12 protein-coding genes are annotated in these 18,790 nt (G+C 37.1%); 4 read left to right on the top strand and 8 right to left on the bottom strand.

All coding sequences use genetic code 11. The annotated features are described in order from the left end of the window. Positions 1–162: 162 nt before the first annotated feature. The 6 genes from F6K15_RS03365 to F6K15_RS03340 all read right to left on the bottom strand — a co-directional run bounded on the left by F6K15_RS03365 (position 163) and on the right by F6K15_RS03340 (position 8,443). Positions 163–1,479, bottom strand: a complete 1,317-nt coding sequence (locus F6K15_RS03365) for a PEP-CTERM sorting domain-containing protein (protein ID WP_293056977.1) — start codon at positions 1,477–1,479, stop codon at positions 163–165. Between the two features lie 734 nt (positions 1,480–2,213). Continuing rightward, entirely contained in the window at positions 2,214–2,699 is a 486-nt protein-coding gene (locus F6K15_RS03360) for a transposase (protein ID WP_293056975.1), read from the bottom strand. Between the two features lie 321 nt (positions 2,700–3,020). Beyond that, positions 3,021–3,308, bottom strand: a complete 288-nt coding sequence (locus F6K15_RS03355; RefSeq protein ID WP_293056973.1) for a hypothetical protein — start codon at positions 3,306–3,308, stop codon at positions 3,021–3,023. A 272-nt stretch (positions 3,309–3,580) separates the two neighbouring features. Beyond that, entirely contained in the window at positions 3,581–7,711 is a 4,131-nt protein-coding gene (locus tag F6K15_RS03350) for a cobaltochelatase subunit CobN (RefSeq protein ID WP_293056971.1), read from the bottom strand. 50 nt (positions 7,712–7,761) lie between these two features. Further along, positions 7,762–8,118, bottom strand: a complete 357-nt coding sequence (locus F6K15_RS03345) for a DUF86 domain-containing protein (protein WP_293056969.1) — start codon at positions 8,116–8,118, stop codon at positions 7,762–7,764. Beyond that, a complete protein-coding gene (locus F6K15_RS03340; RefSeq protein ID WP_293056967.1) occupies positions 8,105–8,443 on the bottom strand; it encodes a nucleotidyltransferase family protein in 339 nt (112 codons plus the stop codon). Before F6K15_RS03340 ends, F6K15_RS03345 begins: the two co-directional genes overlap by 14 nt. A gap of 444 nt (positions 8,444–8,887) precedes the next feature. On the opposite strand from F6K15_RS03340, the gene F6K15_RS03335 reads away from it, so the two are divergent. The 4 genes from F6K15_RS03335 (at position 8,888) to F6K15_RS03320 (ending at position 16,431) form a co-directional block, all read left to right on the top strand. Further along, positions 8,888–10,156 carry an ATP-binding protein gene (locus tag F6K15_RS03335; protein WP_293056965.1) on the top strand — a complete coding sequence of 423 codons (1,269 nt, stop codon included), beginning with the start codon at positions 8,888–8,890 and terminating at the stop codon, positions 10,154–10,156. 93 nt (positions 10,157–10,249) lie between these two features. After that, entirely contained in the window at positions 10,250–13,234 is a 2,985-nt protein-coding gene (locus F6K15_RS03330) for an ABC transporter substrate-binding protein (RefSeq protein WP_293056962.1), read from the top strand. A 55-nt stretch (positions 13,235–13,289) separates the two neighbouring features. After that, the gene (locus F6K15_RS03325; protein WP_293056960.1) at positions 13,290–15,038 is read left to right on the top strand and encodes a hypothetical protein; all 1,749 of its coding nucleotides are present in this window, start codon (positions 13,290–13,292) and stop codon (positions 15,036–15,038) included. A 304-nt stretch (positions 15,039–15,342) separates the two neighbouring features. Beyond that, complete coding sequence (locus tag F6K15_RS03320) at positions 15,343–16,431, top strand: transposase (RefSeq protein ID WP_293056958.1); 1,089 nt, start codon at positions 15,343–15,345, stop codon at positions 16,429–16,431. A 21-nt stretch (positions 16,432–16,452) separates the two neighbouring features. Here the strand turns inward: F6K15_RS03320 and F6K15_RS03315 are convergent, their stop codons facing one another. Both F6K15_RS03315 and F6K15_RS03310 read right to left on the bottom strand, forming a co-directional pair. Next, a complete protein-coding gene (locus tag F6K15_RS03315; RefSeq protein ID WP_293056956.1) occupies positions 16,453–17,133 on the bottom strand; it encodes an FAD-dependent monooxygenase in 681 nt (226 codons plus the stop codon). A 153-nt stretch (positions 17,134–17,286) separates the two neighbouring features. After that, complete coding sequence (locus F6K15_RS03310) at positions 17,287–17,886, bottom strand: DUF4126 domain-containing protein (protein ID WP_293056954.1); 600 nt, start codon at positions 17,884–17,886, stop codon at positions 17,287–17,289. Between the last annotated feature and the right edge of the window lie 904 nt (positions 17,887–18,790).

Raw genomic sequence — 18,790 nt, 5'->3', positions numbered from 1 at the left:
GTAGGGGAGTAGGGGAGTAGGGAAAATAGAAAGATTTATTGTTTAAGCATTCATGATCAGTTTTTTCATCACTAATTATCCGGACATGATATTACAAGAATGATTAAAAAATTAATAATTCAACAGTAAGAATTAGTTTTTCTCAAAAGAGGTGTCACCATTTCAACGTCGCTTCAAACTCAAACCCCCCAAAACAAATGTACCTAATATTCCTAAGAGTGATGATGGTTCTGGGATAGATTCGGGATCTATTGCATCTTGAGCATTAATGGTAAACAGATAAGCCGAGCCACTTTGACTACCATTGTCATCATCACCATTAGAGCCGGTCACAACATTGTTTCCATCTATAGCGACTGAAATTCCAAACCAGTCTTGAGTCGCACCGTCAGGAGCGGTAAACTTCTGGATAAAGTCACCAGTAGTGATATCAAACAAATAAGCAGACCCGCTGGCACTACCATTGTCGTCATCACCATAAGAGCCTATCAGGGCATAGCTTTGATTTATAGCAACTGAACGCCCAAAGAGGTCACCAGCAGAAATGTCAGGAGCAGTAATTTTATGGATTAAATTGCCAGTAACTGCATCAAATAGGTATGCTGAACCGCTTTGACTACCATCACCATCACCATGAGAACTAATCAAAACATTAGTTCCATTTATGGCAACTGAACGCCCAAAATGATCGCCTGCAGCACCGTCAAAGGCAATAAACTTATGGAGTAAGTTGCCAGTAGCGATATCAAATAGGTATGCCGAGCCACTGTTGTCACCATTATCATCCTTACCATAAGAACCAATAAGGGCATAGTTTTCAGTGATAGCAACTGAATCCCCAAAGAAGTCACTAACAGCACCGTCAGGAGCAGTAAACTTATGGAGTAAGTTGCCAGTAACTGTATCAAATAGGTAAGCAGAGCCGCTTTGTAATCCTCGATCATCATCTTGATGAGAACCTATCAGAGCATAAGTTCCATTTATAGTGATTGAACTACCAAAATAGTCATCCACCGCACCATCAGGAGCTATAAACTTATGAAGTAAGTTGCCAGTAACTGTATCAAATAGGTAGACCGAGCCACTATCTGTACCATTATCATCATCCTTAAAAGAGCTAATCAGAATATTTGTTTCACTTATAGCGACTGAACGCCCAAAATTGTCTCTAAAAGCCCCGTCGGGAGCAGTAAACTTATGGAGTAAATTGCCAGTAACTGTATCAAACAGGTAAGCAGAGCCACTGTCTCTACCATTGTCGTCATCATAAGAGCCTATCAGAGCATAGTTTTCATTTATAGCGACTGAGCTACCAAAATAGTCATCCACTGCACCGTCAGGAGCTATAATTTTCTGATTAAAATCTAATGTAGTAGCAGTAGCGGGAACTGCAAAAGTACAAATACTGAGAAAAGTACCAACACTAATACTTTTCCATTTTACGACTAGACTTTGAGTTTTTAGCTTCTGGAAATACATACTTTGCTTACTCCTTATTATTAAATGGTTTTATTTAGTTAATATCATAATTTTCAATTAGTAGACTAGCTTTATTTCTACAAATTGTTACTCTCAAACTGCGATATTACTATTTTTTTTATATAGCAGTATGCACTTCCTGAAATATTTGTTTGAGTCGGATATGTTTGTGTATGTTAAAATACTATAGCAACTACTGAAGAGGAAATCAAGTATTTACAGTGTTCTTCATTAAATATAAAAAAAAATATACGTTTTTATTATATTTACTATGCTTTTTCGTAAAGCTTGAGTAAAGTAGAGATTTTTTTCCCGGATGGCGAGTAGATTTATATGTAGATGTAGATTGAGTTGAGGCAACAAAACCCAACACTATCTTGCTTTGTTGGGTTGCGCTACCGCTTAACCCAACCTACGTTTTATTCTCTACCAATATTGCTATCAAAAATAAGCCTTTGTGAAGTTCCCCACATTTGGTCATAAATTCCCACTTTTACCGAAAAATTGGGTTTAAAGCCTCGCCCTTGTAGGGCGACTTTTTATTTTTATGTTAAGTTAATTGAATATATGCTATAGTGTTATTAGTTGCCGGGGGGCACTCGGAAACTCTAAACGGACGTGGAGGGAAGCGTTAGACTACCGCCAAGGAAGCAGCACCCTGTGTTAGCGACAGCTATGCGAAGCAAAGCGTCAACCCGCCGAGGAGCTATGGCTCAGTAGGAATCCCCGTGCCTTTAGGCCGGGGAGAATGTCAAATAACGATGAAAACTAGAATATTCCCAATCTTTCGGAGCAGTTACTAATCCATGATGCACTGGATTATAATGAATATATTCGAGATGATTAGCAAAATCTGAATCCCCTCGAATTTGATGCTCCCAAAACCTGTGTTGCCAAACATTTTTTTCCCTTTTATATTGTCGAGATATTGAAATTTTTTCCTCACATTGAGAATAACATTGACGACTGAAATAACTTTTAATTAATCGCCAACGAGTCGAAAAATTTGCATCATTTTCAGGTAATGTCCAAAGAGAATGGAGATGCTCTGGCAAGATGACAATAGCATCTATTTTAAATGGATGTTTTTCCATAACATATCGAAAAGCTTTTCTTAGTAAATCTACATTTTCAGGTTTGCACAAAATTTTCTGGCGGTTGTATGTTACTACTGTGAAAAAATAAGTTGCTCCTGGTGTTTTTGCCCGACGATATTCCATAAAGTTTTGTAGGTTGGGTTGAGGTCACGAAACCCAACAAGAATTTTTGTTGCCTATATTGTAGTTGGGTTGAGGTCACGAAACCCAACAAGAATTTTTGTTGCCTATATTGTAGTTGGGTTGAGGTCACGAAACCCAACAAGAATAATGATGTTGGGTTTCACTTCGTTCTACCCAACCTACTTGTGACTTTATTGTCTTGGTTTGTGTTGAGTTTCACTTCATTCTACCCAACCTACTACTACTATCTTCGAGAACTTAACCTTGACCATCCTTGCAGGTACTTTTAATCAGGCTGCCCAACTACCACTTTTTCTATTATCAGGAGTGAGCAATCCAGGCAAGTTGTAAATTTTGAGCCCAGCCACCAGGCGGTTGTGGACCTATATCGACTCGGTAAACACGGGCGACAGCTGTTTTCGTATTAACCTCTATAATAGATACAGCGAAGGCATCTGGTATTGGCGGAAGGTTCGGCTGCTGTAAAGTATTGGCGACTACTACTGGTGTGGTAGGAAATGGTTGTGGAAAGGTTATAGTAACCTCTTTGCTAAAGGTAGTGCCATTTTGATTCCCAACTGTAACTACACCACTTTGAGTTATACTCATACTTTATTGACTCCTGATTTCTGTTATATAATTACTATATAAACATATCACGGATTGGGTATGGATACTCTTAGCGAAATATTACTTACAGCGCTTTTCAGATTGATGAACCACATCGTCATAACCAAAACCCTGTAGGGGCGATTCGCGTAATTAGGAGCATTCCGTAGGAAATCGCCCCTACTGTGGTCTACTAATCATGAAAACCGCTGTAATATTTGAGGGGGAGAAGCCATGTTTTAGCTTTGCTTGAGACAACAAAAACCAAGCTACTACCTAACACTCACACCTTCAATATCCTCATCCGCTACCTCATACAACTCCCGCAATTTTTGCAACTTCTCCTCATCTGCTTGCCAAAAACCGCGTCCGTTCGCTTCCAACATCCGCCCAATAATATTGCGAAACGCTTCTGGGTTTGCCTCCCGTAATTTCTGCGCCATCTCTGCATCCAAAGCATAGGTTTCGGCAGCACCATCATAAACCCAATCATCAGCAAAATTAGCTGTACCGCCCCAACCTATCAACGCTGTCATCCGTTGGGAAATCTCGTAAGCTCCGCCACTACCTTGATTTGCCATTGCTTCCGCCCACTTTGGATTCAATAATTTTGTGCGATATTCCATCCGCAACAAATCTTCTAATTTTTGGGGGGTGGTATCTTTGGAGAAACTTTCGACGAAACTCGCACTTACTTTTTTACCTCTTTGTTTTTCTGCTGCTAACTTCAACCCACCAGTATTAGCATAATATTCCTGAATATCTGTCAAACCATATTCCACCGAGTCAATTTCTTGAACGATGCGATCGCAACCTTTTAACAACTCCTGCAAAATTTCTGGTCGTGCTTGACCTTTGTCCTGACGACCGTAACTAAAGACATTTCGCCCTTGCCAAGTATCGCCCAACTCATCTGCTGACTCCCAGTTTCCATCCACGACTCGGTCGTTTACCAAGGAACCAAAATCACCAGCGGGATTGGAAAATAACCGTGCCGAAACATTTTCTATACCTTGCGCTTGTAATGCTAAGGCGTGTTTGCGGATAAAATTCTGTTCTACGGGTTCGTCTGCGGTTGCTGCTCGTTGGAATAGATCGTCTAATAGTTCGATAATATTGACAAAACTATCTCGGAAAATTCCTGATAAATTTCCTAAAATATCGATGCGGGGATGACCGACTTCAGCTAAAGTCTTTAATTCATAACGAACGATTCGACCCGTACCTTCTTTTACTGGTTCAGCTCCTACTAATTCTAATAAAATCCCGATTGATTCGCCACGGGTTTTAATAGCATCTAAACCCCATAACATTACTGCTACAGTTTCGGGATAATTATTGTTTTCTTCCAAATGTTGATTAATAATTTCCCTAGCAATTTCTCGCCCTCTTTCATAAGCAGCGGGAGAAGGCATTCGATAGGGGTCTAAAGCATGAATATTTCGACCAGTTGGCAAAACTCCCGGACCATCTCGTAATAAATCTCCTCCTGGAGCAGCAGGAATATATTCTCCATTTAATCCACGCAAAAGATTAGTTAGTTCGTCAGTATTTTGCATCAACAAATCCCGAATATTTACCATATCTTTATTAACATTATCATCCGTATATCCGTGCCCAAAATCCGTGTCTATCTCTGGGATTTCTTCCCCAAAATAAGCCTCCAAATAAGATTTTAATTCTTCCTCATTCGGAACTTCACCTAAAGTATGTAAACCAGAAGAAAATAATCTTTGTTCTACTACCTGCAAATATTCGTAAATTTCGACAAAATAGGGATTAACTACATCTGCACTAAACATCTGCGCATTTTCTGTAGTAAATTCAATTCCTAATTTTTTGCCATACTCAAACGGACAATCTGAATTTAAACCAGTATCAATAATTTTCTTAAAAATCGGTTCTCGTAAGGCTGAATTTTTCTGGGGATCTTCCCGATATTCAGAAATTAATTCTCGCAAACTGACTAATTCTTTATATAAACCTGCCCGACCATAAGGAGGAATATTATGAGAAATTAACACCCCATAACCCCGACGTTTTGCCAACATAGATTCGGAAGGATTATTAGCAGCATATATATATAGATGTGGCATATTTCCTAACAGAATATCTGACCAAGAATAGCCAGTATTTCCCAAGGGCGAACCGGGCAACCATTCCACAGTTCCGTGCATTCCAAAGTGAACTACTGCATCAGCTTGAAATTCATTTTGGAGCCATTTATAAAAAGCAGCATATTGGGGATGGGGTGTTAAATCTCTTTCAAACATTAAGCGCATTGGGTCGCCGGAAATTCCCAGTGGTGGTTGTACTCCTAGCCAAATATTTCCTAATTTAATTCCGCCAATATGGAAATTTTCTCCATCGGTTTTTATACCCGTGCGGGTGAGATTTTCCCATTGTTTTTCCATGCGAGTTGTTGATAGATAACCCAACCATTTTTCTAGGGTTTTAATATTAACTTGAGAAGGATGCGAGGATGAAAAATGGGAGGATGAAGCATCGGAGAATGAGGGATGCGAGGATGAAGAATGGGAGGATGAAAAATGGGAGGATGAAGCATCGGAGAATGAGGGATGCGAGGATGAAGAATGGGAGGATGAAGGACGCGAGCAAGATGCTCGCACTGGTTCTGAATTATCGAGGGAGGAAGAAGAATAAATTTCGTCTGCTTCTTTAATTTGACGAATAAGTTCTTCCCCATCTTCGGGAATTTCCCCAACGTCGTAACCTTCTTCTCTTAGAGCGTGGAGGAATTTCAGGAGCGATCGCGGCACATTTAACAACGCTGCTGTACCTGTGGCACCATAACCGGGAGGAAAACCATAGAGAATAACGGCTATTTTTCTTTCTGCGGGCGCTTTCTGACGCAGTTTTATCCAATTTTTCACTCTACCCGTGAGACGTTTCACTCTTTCGGGAATTAAATAAATATCTTCTCCCACTAAACCACCCAGGGGAACAGGATCGATCGCTCCATCTAATTCTGGCAGTGCATATAAAACTACACTTTGCAAACCTCCCACACCTTGGCGCGTCCAAGAATGGATATCCTGAATAAGTAGGGGTGCTGCCACAAAATAGGGAACATTTTTGGCAGTGAGGATGCGTTGAGAAACTTCCACTTGTCGCCCTGCTTCCATAGAACCCGCAGGACCACCGACCAAGGGAAAACCAATAGTTGAAACGACTGCATCGACTTCTACTGCTTCTGGAGAAAGGGAAAGTATTGGTTTAACAGAATCATCCTTTTTACTTTTGACTTTTGAGTTTAAATCTAGTGAGGGCGAATGCCATTCGCCCCTACATGTGCCGTTTTCAAGGTTAATTTGCGTAAGTCCTGTTTCAACAGAATCATGCTTTTTACTTTTGACTTTTGAGTTTAAATCTAGTGAGGGCGAATGCCATTCGCCCCTACATATGCCGTTTTCAAGGTTAATTTGCGTAAGTCCTGTTTCAACAGAATCTAACTTTTGACTTTTTACTTTTGAATTTTGACTTTTATCTAACTTCTGACTTCTGACTTGTGACTTCTGACTTTCAAAAGCGCTGGTCATCCAGTCTCTGACGGCGACATGACCTTCGACTCCGTTGATAAATACAGGTAGGGGTGTTAAACCTGCTTCTTCAAATTTGCGGATAAGTTGAGGAATGTATGGTTGTTTAGTAATGACGTGTTTGCGGTAGAGCAAAATACCAACAACGGGAGTCGCGGAAGTTTGTTTTTCTTGGCGATACCATTCGAGATATTTTTTGGGAGACTCAAAATAACCCTGGTAGTCTGGATGCAGCAAACCCATATTGGGAGTTTCCACTGGTGGAGGAATTTCTCCAACTTTTAAATCTAAATATTTTTCTGCCAACACCCAACACATGGCAGCCACATTTTCTGTACCACCAGCATTCCAATAACCGTAAATTATCAACCAGTTGCGCAGGTCTTGCACTTTTTTCACTGGTACAAATTTGAGTAATTTCGGACCTGTTTTCAGGAAGCTGATATAACCCGCAAGTTTGTCTTCTTCTTTCCCACTGGAAAATTTGCTGAGAATAAATTTGACTGGTTTTGGCATTCCTTTCGGTTGGTCGCCAATAATAAATTTTCCCAATTTTGTTAATGCCATCAATTCCAGTGCTGACTCAAACACAAGACGGATGGGAATATGTTGTACTCTTTCACGCAACCATAAAACTTGGTCGTAGTCAAAAAGCAGACTGCCGAAAAAAACATCAGCATTTTCTAAGGCAGTGGCGACAGTTTCTGGTTCCGTGGAAAGAGCGCGATCGCTAAATACTTGGATATCTAAATCTGGACATTGGGAAGTTGCCAGTTGAGCTGCTTGACGGTATAAACCAGTGTTAAAAGATTCAAAACCAGCGATTAAGACAATGCGTTTCATGGCCTAATTTTTGATAAAAGTTACTATACTATTAGGGTAACGAAAAAAGACTAATTATTATCCATATCATCAGTGGAATTTAGTAAGAGGGACTCAAGGAGTGGCAAAACTTCTGGAACATCACTTTGAATAACATCCCAAAGAGTATTAAAGTTCAGGCGATCGTATTGATGAGCAAGAATATCTCGCATTCCAGCAATATCTTTCCACGGAATTTCCGGATATTGTTCCCGAAATTCTGGTGATAGTCGCTTGGTAGCTTCTCCCATTACAATAATTTGATAGAGAATGGCAGATTGTTTTTCTTCATTAGTTGCCAGCTCAGATTTATCAATTCCTTCAGCAAATTGCAAAACTCGCCTTGCTGCGTTAACTATATCCAAAAGTGATGCTTTATCCCTGCTCATAAATTACCTGTGCTGTCTTGAGAATTTCCTGACGACGAATCCAATTTTCACTATTTTCAATGGATTCTTTTACCGCAATATCCACTTCTCGCCCTATGCTATTTTCTAATTCATGTTTGATTTTAGCAAGAGTTAATAATCCCTGGCGAGCTTTTGGTGCAAAGCGAATGAGAATATCAATATCACTATTGGCGTGAAAGCGATTGCTTAAAACTGACCCAAATAAAGCCATTTCAATAATATTCCAATGTTGGCAAAATAGAGCAATTTCCTCTGTTGATATGCCCAAACGTTTTTGTAATTGAGGATTTAGCTTTACTAGCATATATATTTCAAAATAACTAATAGGTAGATAGAATTTATTCTATTATTAAATCATACACTAAACATAGAACTTATAAATATTAATAAATTACAATATATGTCCAATTTTTATAGGTTAAAAGCTAGTCAACTTGACCATAAATTCCTAGAAACACTTAAAGCAAAATTTGGATATAAAGAAACTTAAATTATTATTTCTGAACTTGACGAAACAGCTTATTTATTTAAAAGTTAAACTAACAAAAACAGACTCTTAAATGCAGTAGAAAACGTCAATAATCAAACCAATTTAATTTAAGTTTCATTAGAGGAAATTGAGTGATTCAAAGAATAAGAAGTAAAAAAAACTGGAGTTCTAGTAGCTAGCTATGTATGGAGCTATAATAACGAAAATAGCAAAAGCATCATCTGTAAGTCCTTCCTAAAATTGTAAAATCAAGACATCATGCCAAGAAATCCTTTCACTGTAGGCCAACCAGTTGCCCCAGAACGTTTTGTGGGGCGGGAAAATTTAATAGCAATAGCATTTGACCAAATATACAACCGCAGCAATTTAGCGATTTGGGGTGGCCGAGGTATGGGAAAAACTTCTTTCCTTAACCTACTGACATCTCATCATATCTGGGAGTCCCAAGATTTAGATCCATCTAAAGCGGTAATTGTCTACCTAAATTGCCTAGACACTCAACCTTTTATACCCGCTAATTTCTGGCGAAAAATTATTAATTTAATTAGAGAAAAAACTAAAGATGATACGACTATACAACCTATGGTTCGAGAGTTACTAAAAAAGCCAAAAATAACTAAAGATTACCTGCGTCTTGTGTTGAAAAGATTAGGTCAGCAAAATAAATTTTTAGTTCTACTTTTAGATGATTATGATGCGACTTTTCGTTCCCATTCTCAGTATACCGAAACTGACGTAGAAGTATTTTTAAGTGAGTGTAGAAATTTAGCCTATCACTCCTCGGAAAGAAAGTATTTATCAATGATTGTAACTTCAAGGCGACGTCTGAATGAAACTGGTCCTAAGCTGACACCAGAAAAATCTCCTTGGTATAATCATTACGCATTTCAACAACTAAAACCACTTAATCAGAAGGAAGTAGAAAAGTTGCTTAGTCAAATGCAAATACCACCTGCACTATGTGACGGAATTGAAGAAATTGCTTATGGAAATCCACTATTACTACAAAATGTCGGATTTCTTTATTATCATCAAATGCGCTCTGGAGAAACACCTAGTGCTGAGATATTTGCTAGGGAGTTGATAGCAGCAACAGAACATTTTTTTCAAGGTACATGGGAACTTGCTAATGAATTGGAACAAACTTTGTTAATGCTAATTGCATTATCTAACTTAGAAGGTCGCGTGCAAAAAAAACGCTATAATTTAGGTGATATTAATATTATTTTTAGTCAAAAAGAAAGAGAGTTGATTGATTTAGAACAAAGGGGAGTAATTAAACGAAGTACAGTTGAAGAAAATACAGTTTATTCATTTTCTTCAACAATTATGGAGTGGTGGGTAATTAAAGAAATTGAAAATACTAATGCAGAAATACTTAAACAGAGAGAGAAAGTATTTCTCAATTTGATGAGTCATCAGCAAGCAGAAAAAGTAAAAAATGTAATTAAGTATTTGTCAGAAAATAAAGAAGCTATAAAATCTATCGTGAAATGGTTGGGCAAGTTAGCAGCATACTTTGCATAATTTTGATAACTCCTGAATTATATATATAAAAGGTTATTTTTCTGTTAGTTGGTAAGAGTAAAAATATAATTACTACAAAAACTAATAATTAATATGATATCTCCAAGAAATAAACGAAATCCTTACATTATTGGTCGTTCTATTGATGAACAAGAATTGTTTTTTGGCCGAGAAAGTCTGTTTCGCTTTATTGAAGATAATTTGAGTAATAATCAACAAGTTATTCTGCTCCATGGTCAAAGACGTATAGGTAAATCTTCTGTACTACAGCAAATTCGTCAACAGGTAAACTTGGATAATAAATTTGTTTTTGTCCTGTCAGATTTTCAAGATAAAAGCCAATGGTCTTTCCATGAAATTATCCATAAACTTGCTGAAGAAATTTTTGAGCATCTGGAAATATCTACAAATGATTTAGCTTCAATTCAAGATTTAGAAAAAGACGCAGATAAATTCAGTCAATTATTAAATCCGATATTCCAGAAATTAGGTAATAGAAATTTAGTATTATTATTAGATGAGTTCGATGTTTTAAACACTGAGAATAATGACTCAGGATTTGAAGATTTCTTTGGATACTTAAGGCAAATTGTATCTCAGGAGAGGCAACTTTTTATTATTCCTGTTGTGGGAAGGCGACTAAGTGATATGCCAAAACTTCTGAAATTGTATAGGGGTGCGCCTCAACAGAGAATAGGATTGCTAGACAGATTAAGTACCCGAATGTTGATTACAAAACCTGTTAGAAAATTTCTGCAATACAATGACCGAGTAATAAACGAAATTATCAGACTTTCAGCAGGCCATCCCTACTTCACACAAGCTATATGCTCTGCTCTGTTCGTGCAAGCACGGGAACAGGGAAAAACTAAGATTTTGGGGGGTGATGCAGACACAGTTATAGACAATGCTATTGAGTTGAGCGAACCAGGGTTAGTTTGGTTTCGGGAGGGGTTATTGATTCCAGAAAGAGTAGTATTCTCAGCAGCAGCAGTAGCTCAAGAGAAAGCTAGGCAAAAAAATCAGTCACCCCCAGAAAACCCTTTAAATCTGCTAAAAAGCATTGGAGTTAATATAGAGCAACTACTTCCAGCACAACAAGCTTTGATTGACAATGACTTTTTAGATGCAGATGGCAATAGAGTTACAATTGAGTTTGTTCGTCATTGGTTACTCAAATATTACCCACTACAATCAGAAATATGGGAACTTGAGAAACTTGATCCTGAAGCTGATTATTACTACGAAAGAGCTAATATATGGCGGAACCGCAGGAATATAGACAATGAGTTGCACCACTATCGTATGGCTTTAGAACTTAATCCTAACCATTTTAGTGCTTTATTCCGCTTGGCTGAAGCATATCGAAAAAATCAACAATTTCAGGAAGCAAAAGAACTGTATGATCGAGCTTACAAAATTAATCCACAGCGTGCGAAAGAGGGATACATAGAATCATTGCTCGGTTATGGCGATCATTTAATTCAAACAAAGGGTTGGATCGAGAAAAAATTAAGCCTAGTGAAAAAACCATACGAAATGGTCTTAGAAATCGAATCTAACAATACTAAAGCTCTAGAGAAACTTAAATATCTTAGAGCCAAGGAAAAACCTAGAAATATTTCAGTTTCTCATGGTAAAAAGTCGCAGCAAATCCCAATTCGTTTGGTAGTTTTGACAGCGATTTTAGCCGTGCCTATGCTGATTGGAATAGGAATATTTTTAGGATTACAATTTCAACAAAATTCAGATTATTCATCCGGAAAATCAAACGGGGATTTGCAGGAAACAGAAAGATTTAGTAGTGGGGAAATCACACTCTTTTCCAATAGTTATGAAACAAAATATAATGATAATTTTTTAAACTGTAATCAAGAATTCCAAAGCAATAATTATAGTGAAGCTGCTAATTGTTTTGCAGCACTTGTAAAGGCAAAGAGAAACGAACCAGAACCACTTATTTATCAGAATAATAGCCTAGCCTATGAGTCTGGTAATCCTATAACTCTAGCAGTGGTTGTACCAGCAGATACAGAAAGTAAAATAGCTAAAGAAATATTGCGAGGTGTTGCCCAGGCACAAGATGAGTTTAATCAAGATCGACTCTCAAATGATAGATTACTAGAAATTGTTATTGTTAATGATAGCAATGAGCCGAAAATATCCCAGACAGTGGCACAAGAAATAGTGAAAAATAGAGCGTCTATTTTAGGGGTTATAGGACATGACTCTAGCAATGCTAGCAAGGCAGGATTAGAAGTATATGAAGCACAAAAAAAATCACAAAAATTAGCAATAATTTCTCCCACCAGCACAAGTACAAAATTGAAGAGTGATATTTTTTTTAGAACAGTAATTAATAACTCAATCTTAAGTAAAAAATTAGCTAAATATGCTCAAGAATTAGGCATAAGAAAAGTTGTAATTTTTTATAACGATCAAAGTTCATATAGTCTAAGTCTCAAAGAACATTTTAGTTTTCACTTAAAGAGGAAAGAAATTACTAAGGTGGATTTGAAGGAACAATCCTTTTATTTAGAAGTAGCAGTTAAGACAGCAGTAGAAAATCAAATTAAAGCTGGTATGCTATTTGCTGATGTCAACACAATTGACTCAGCAATTAAAATTGCCACAACTAATTATGAATTGCCAGAAAAACAAAGATTAAAATTACTTGGTGGCGATAGTCTTTATAATTGCGATACTTTAAACAAGGGCAAGCAAGCTGTTAAAGGTTTGATTTTGGCAGTACCGTGGTTTAAGAAATTACTAACAGCAGAACCATTTTTAGAACGAGCAAAAGTTCAGTGGGGAGGTCCGGTAAGTTGGGTTACCGCTACCAGTTATGATGCAACTAAAGCTTTTATTTATGCTTTATCTAATTCTGGCAATAATCCAACTAGGTTTGAAGTTTTAGAAAAACTTAAAGAAGTAAATCTTCCAGCTAATGAAACATCAGGACAAAATTTGAGATTTTCTCCAGAAGGGGAGCGCGAAGGTGAAGCTTTCCTGGTTGAAGTTGTTGAATCTCCAAATCCAGATTGTTCTGATTTAGATTTTCGGCTACTAGAAGAATAGTATATAGTGGCGTTTAATTTTTTATTTTTTATTATTGGAAAAGGTAAATATTAAATTGGCAATTGTAATTAACACCATAAAAAGTCTAAAAATAAATAAATTCAATTATTTCCTATTAAGTATCTCCATTTTAATAGGTACTATTCTCCGCTACAATTTTTGGGCAGATAAACCTGCTGACTCCATAGAAATATCGACTTTAGGTTACAGTCTCGGTCATAACTTTCTTGACATCCCCCTAGATAAAGTCATCACTTGGCAGCAACTCCTCTCACCCCTGCGCTTCGACCCAACAATTCCCTACAGCGACGTCATTCACAACCTAATGACTGAAAGCACTCATCCACCTCTATATTTTCTGCTGACTCATTTTTGGCTGAAAATATTTACCCCAGATGGAGAAATAGTATCATTAGCAGTAGGGCGATCGCTCAGTGCTTTGTTTGGTGTATTAGCTATTCCGGCAATATTTGCTCTTGGTTGTTTTGCCTTTCGCTCTCAGATAGTGGGGCAAATAGCTGCTGCACTGATGGCGGTATCTCCCTACGGTATCTATGTTGCCCAAGAAGCTCGTCATTATACCCTAACTATTCTCTGGATAATCATTTCTCTAGCTTTTCTCATCCAAGCAATACGTTGTATTCAGCAGCAAAAAAAATTACCTTTATTGTTAGGATGTTTCTGGATAATAATTAATAGTTTAGGCATTGCCACCCACTATTTTTTTGCATTGACTCTCGCTGCGGAAGGTTTAGTTATGGGTTGGTTTTTGCTCAGGGATATCAAACAATTTTCTCAACCTTATTGGTGTCACATTTATATAGTTGGGTTGGGGAGTTTGGTCGGTTGTTTAGTGTGGTTGCCAGCAGTGACAGGTATTTCTAGTAATGACTTGACGAGTTGGATCGATACCAGTTATGACTTAGATGAAATCTGGCAACCTATCTTGCGTTTATTTGTCTGGGGAATAACAATGATATTTATGTTGCCAGTGGAGGGAACAAATACTTTTATTAGCATCCTTTCTGGCATGACAATTTTGTTAGTTTTAGTCTGGGTTTTTCCTAGTTTATGGGGGGGATGGAAAAGAGCGATCGCTTCTCCATTAGCAGGTCTTTCTCTTCAAATATTAGGAAGTTTTTTAGGGTTTGCCATCCTCCTATTTTTCTTTGTAATTTATGGTTTAGGAAAAGACATATCTTTAGTTGCTCGTTATGGCTTTGTTTATTTTCCGGTAGTTTTATTGTTGTTGGGGTCAAGTATGGCGAGTTGTTGGCAAAATAATATTGAGGAGAAAAAACCAATAAGCAAACTGTTTAAAAATATTACCAATATTTTCAGAGCAACAGGCAAAAAAATAGTTGTTATAATATTAATAATGGGATTATGTGGAGCATTAAGTGTAGTCACAAATTATGCCTATCAAAAATCACGACGAGCAGATTTATTAGCCCAAGTCATTCAAACAAAATCTCAAGCTCCAATATTGATTGCCATGAGTTATAAAACTCACTCAGAAATTCGTGCTTTAATGGCGATTGGTTTATATTTCCAACGTCTGGAAAAAAAAGCTAATTTACCAACCGAAACATTAGAATTTGTTCTGGCAAAAAAACAAGAAAATTCAGCATTATTACCAGATTCAACAATTGCTAAAATCTTGACAGAAAAAACTAGACATTTAGACTTATGGGCAGTTAATTTAGAAGTAAACGAAAATGATTTAGAGAAATTCAACTGTTGGGAAAATCCCGATAATTTACCCAAAGTTAATTATAGTTATGAACTATATAATTGTCGATGAAATTAGGAGAATAAAAATGAAATTATTTATAAACTTCTAATGCAGAGTTTAAAAACTTTAATGATTTACCAAAAGAAAAGATACAGCGGATTCCAGGTATATAAAGTACAAAAATCAACAATTAAATGCTTGTAGTGCGGGCATCTTGCCCGCGACGAGTGTACCTCACGCTGAGTGGAATCTGCTGTAATATTTCTAATGTAAAGCCTCCTTTGAATAAAAATTGTATAAAGTAGTTGCTATTTCTAGAAAAGTGTTGTAATATTAAACAGGTACAGGAGTTAAGATGAATTATAGTGGGTGAATGCGACTTGTTGACAGACATATTATTAACCGAACACATAACTTTTGGCGGGTGTGTGATGAGTTAGCCTTTAAATCAAAAAACTTGTACAACCTGGCTAACTATTATTGTCGTCAGCATTTTTTCAAGTGCTCAAAAAGTCTAGATTTAACCAAGCTATATCACGCCACCAAAAATAGCGATGCCTACAGAGCATTACCAACTAAAGTATCAAAACAAATAATAAAATGCTTGGTTGCAACTTGGCGTGGTTATTTTCAGGCAATCAAAGAATGGTTAAAACATCCAGGGAAGTTTTTAGGTAAACCAAAAATACCAAAGTATAAGGACAAAACCAAAGGTAGAAATGTAGTTATATATTCAAAGGAATCAGTTTATAAAGCCCCTCTAAAAGATGGTATTTGTCACTTATCTATGAGTGAAATCAAAATACCTGTAGTTGTGGAAACTGTAATCGAAGTCAGGATAGTACCTGCTACTAGCTGCTATATAATTGAAGTAGTCTATGAAAAAACTCTTCAGCCACAAATACACTCAAGATATGTAGCCGGGATTGACTTAGGGATTGACCGATTAGTAGCTATATCTACAAACAAGTCCGGTGTTAAACCTATGCTTGTTAACGGGAAACCACTAAAAAGTGTTAATCAGCTTTACAACAAGCGTAAAGCCAAGCACCAAAGTCATCTCAAAGGAAACAGAAAAAGCAGCCGTAAGATAGAAGCATTGAGTTATCGTCGGAACCGTTTTGTTGAGAATTATCTCCATAACACCAGTAAATTAGTGGTTGAGTATTTAACCACAAATAATATTGGTACTGTAGTCATAGGAAAAAATGATAACTGGAAACAAAGTACAAATATCGGCAAAAAAAACAATCAAAATTTCACCCAGATACCACATGATAAGTTACTCAAGCAAATTACTTATAAATGTCAGCTAGCAGGAATCAAGGTGATTGAAATAGAGGAAAGCTATACAAGCAAAACATCTGCCCTTGACCTTGAGAAACCAATTAAACATGAAACTTATGGGGGTAAACGAGTCAAACGTGGTTTCCAAACGGAGTGGAACTGGTATAGTCATTAATGCCGATATCAATGGCAGTCTTCAAATAATTAGAAAGAAATTCCCAGGGGCATTTACTGCCGAGGGAATAGTGAGCTGTGCCGTACAGCCAGTATTGGTTAATCCAATATCAAGATAAAAGCTGTCACGATTTTCTACAGTTTTATTCGTACGGTTAGCTTCTACCCCCTGATTATAAATGAAATCAGCTCGAACACATTTCAATTCTGGTTCGGGAACTACATTAACACAACGGTGATTAGTTTTGAGGCGATCGCTTGGTAATAGCATTCTCAATTGAGTCTGTAAATCGTACCAAGAAATTGATACTCGACCTTCCCCGTACTTATCAAACCATTCATCATATTTCAGGACAAATGAACGGATTTTTTGCCCGTTGACATTTCTGGTTGTCCATTCTGGCGAAGACTGATTTTTTTTTGATTCACTTTCCGGGTTAGGTTCTGGCGGGTTGCTGAATGTTTGACCAGTTTCTTTAATATTTTCGTAAGCTTGGTTATCAATATATTTAACTGCTTTTAAGCCATTTGGTAAAAGATCAACACCCTGACCAACTTTACGGAAAGCTCGGGTTTGGTCGAGGACAATAATATTTTCGATCCCACGTTGGCGTAGACCGAGAGCAGTTGCTAATCCCACTGGTCCCGCACCAACGATCGCTACATCATAGTCAATTTTTGGACTGGAGTTTTCTGCTTTCATAGATTGATGTGAATAATGACTAGAAAAAGTATACAACAGTTAAATGTTAAATAACTTCCCAAAATAACGGTAGCATCAAAGTTTTGAGCTGATAAAATCTTACTTTTGACTTTTGACTTTTGACTTATAACTTCCGTGAAATGGTATAACTCATTACTCTATTTCTGTCGGTGGTATTTCTGTATTATTTCTCTGCTTCAACTTTCTATGCAAAGTTTTGACCCCTGATAATAGTAACCCAATTACTACAAATACAAGGAAAGCTGCGAACACTGGTGCAGAAATCGCCAAAATTGACAACACCGAGGAACTTAATAACTCCATTGTGGAAACTCCAGGATTTGCAAATCCTCCGGTGAGAGTTGTAGATGCTAATCTGGTAACATCTGTTAAACCTTGTACTGTTCCCGCAGCACCCCCTCCTACGACCGCAGCGATCGTCCACTGTAGCATGGGACTCATGTCACTAACAAATGAACTTGTGATCATTGTACCTGCGATGACTGCTGTGGGAGTAGCGACAATATCTAGTAGTTCATCTACCCAAGGAATATAGTAAGCTGCAACTTCTAAAAATGCACCAACTCCGAAAGCTATTGTTGCTTGTGGGGTGCCCATCCAGGCAAAATCAGAAGACAGTTGTAAATTTCCTGACTGTGCTGCAATACTCATGACTAAAGGAGGTACGAATATGCGAAAACCACAAGCTGCACTTAAACCTACACCTAGACAAATACCTAATAAAGTTTCCATAATTTTATTCCTAATTTTTCCTCATAAAAACTGTTGATTTTGCTAGTGATATCATGTCCGGATAATTAGTGATCAAAAAAAGTTTCTCTTTACTTCTTCTTGCTTCCCTCCTGACTCCTGACTCCTGACTCCTTAGTCGTTTATTTATAACTGTTCAACCGGACATGATATGACTATTTAATAATTATTCATTACTTCAATCTTTTATCTGCTGATTGCAGATGTATAAATATATATTATCAAGATTGACAAGTTATATTTTAATATTAATGTTTAAAACTATTTTTGGGGTTGCTGAAGTGCGTGTATGATATTAATCTTAATTCTTTAGGAGTCAACTCACCCCTAACCACTCCCAGGAGGGGAGGGGAACGACTGAGTCAGGAGGGAAGAAATAAGAAGAAAGAGTAGTAGGAGAGAAAGTTTTTTGTTCGTGCTCTTATCTGGACATGATATCATACCTCTTTTCACCAACGCCCTATTTTTAAACTAAATATAAATACCACATTGTTCAAGATGCTGAGGTACGGTTTTATAGCAGAAGAAAGAAGGCTTTAGTTATCTAGGAGAGAAAGAAAAATCTGGTGTTTTCTAAGTTTTAAGCTTTTGATATGTCAAATACAGTAATGGCGACTGCTATACATTAATTTTTATTTCCTCTTCCCTGTTGCCTATTAGCCCATAATTTTCATCTCATGCTGTATAAATAATCATCCTAACTGTTTTCTTTGGATATCAGTCAAGATGATCAAAATTTGACATAGAATTTTAAATATGATATACACATATAATCTTTGTTGAGCGACTACAAACATCATAATATCAAGAATTTGAAAATAAATATTGACATAAAATAATATCTATGATATAATGTAATAAAATAACTATAATCAAGCTCTTTGAT

Source organism: Okeania sp. SIO2B3 (assembly GCF_010672525.1).
GTDB lineage: Bacteria > Cyanobacteriota > Cyanobacteriia > Cyanobacteriales > Microcoleaceae > Okeania.
This window is presented reverse-complemented; position numbering and strand designations above follow the sequence as displayed.

Excerpts from the sequence above, each read along its gene's own strand:
- F6K15_RS03365 (WP_293056977.1), bottom strand. The coding sequence starts at position 1,479 with ATGTATTTCCAGAAGCTAAAAACTCAAAGTCTAGTCGTAAAATGGAAA.
- F6K15_RS03360 (WP_293056975.1), bottom strand. The coding sequence starts at position 2,699 with ATGGAATATCGTCGGGCAAAAACACCAGGAGCAACTTATTTTTTCACA.
- F6K15_RS03355 (WP_293056973.1), bottom strand. The coding sequence starts at position 3,308 with ATGAGTATAACTCAAAGTGGTGTAGTTACAGTTGGGAATCAAAATGGC.
- F6K15_RS03350 (WP_293056971.1), bottom strand. The coding sequence starts at position 7,711 with ATGAAACGCATTGTCTTAATCGCTGGTTTTGAATCTTTTAACACTGGT.
- F6K15_RS03345 (WP_293056969.1), bottom strand. The coding sequence starts at position 8,118 with ATGAGCAGGGATAAAGCATCACTTTTGGATATAGTTAACGCAGCAAGG.
- F6K15_RS03340 (WP_293056967.1), bottom strand. The coding sequence starts at position 8,443 with ATGCTAGTAAAGCTAAATCCTCAATTACAAAAACGTTTGGGCATATCA.
- F6K15_RS03335 (WP_293056965.1), top strand. The coding sequence starts at position 8,888 with ATGCCAAGAAATCCTTTCACTGTAGGCCAACCAGTTGCCCCAGAACGT.
- F6K15_RS03330 (WP_293056962.1), top strand. The coding sequence starts at position 10,250 with ATGATATCTCCAAGAAATAAACGAAATCCTTACATTATTGGTCGTTCT.
- F6K15_RS03320 (WP_293056958.1), top strand. The coding sequence starts at position 15,343 with ATGCGACTTGTTGACAGACATATTATTAACCGAACACATAACTTTTGG.
- F6K15_RS03315 (WP_293056956.1), bottom strand. The coding sequence starts at position 17,133 with ATGAAAGCAGAAAACTCCAGTCCAAAAATTGACTATGATGTAGCGATC.
- F6K15_RS03310 (WP_293056954.1), bottom strand. The coding sequence starts at position 17,886 with ATGGAAACTTTATTAGGTATTTGTCTAGGTGTAGGTTTAAGTGCAGCT.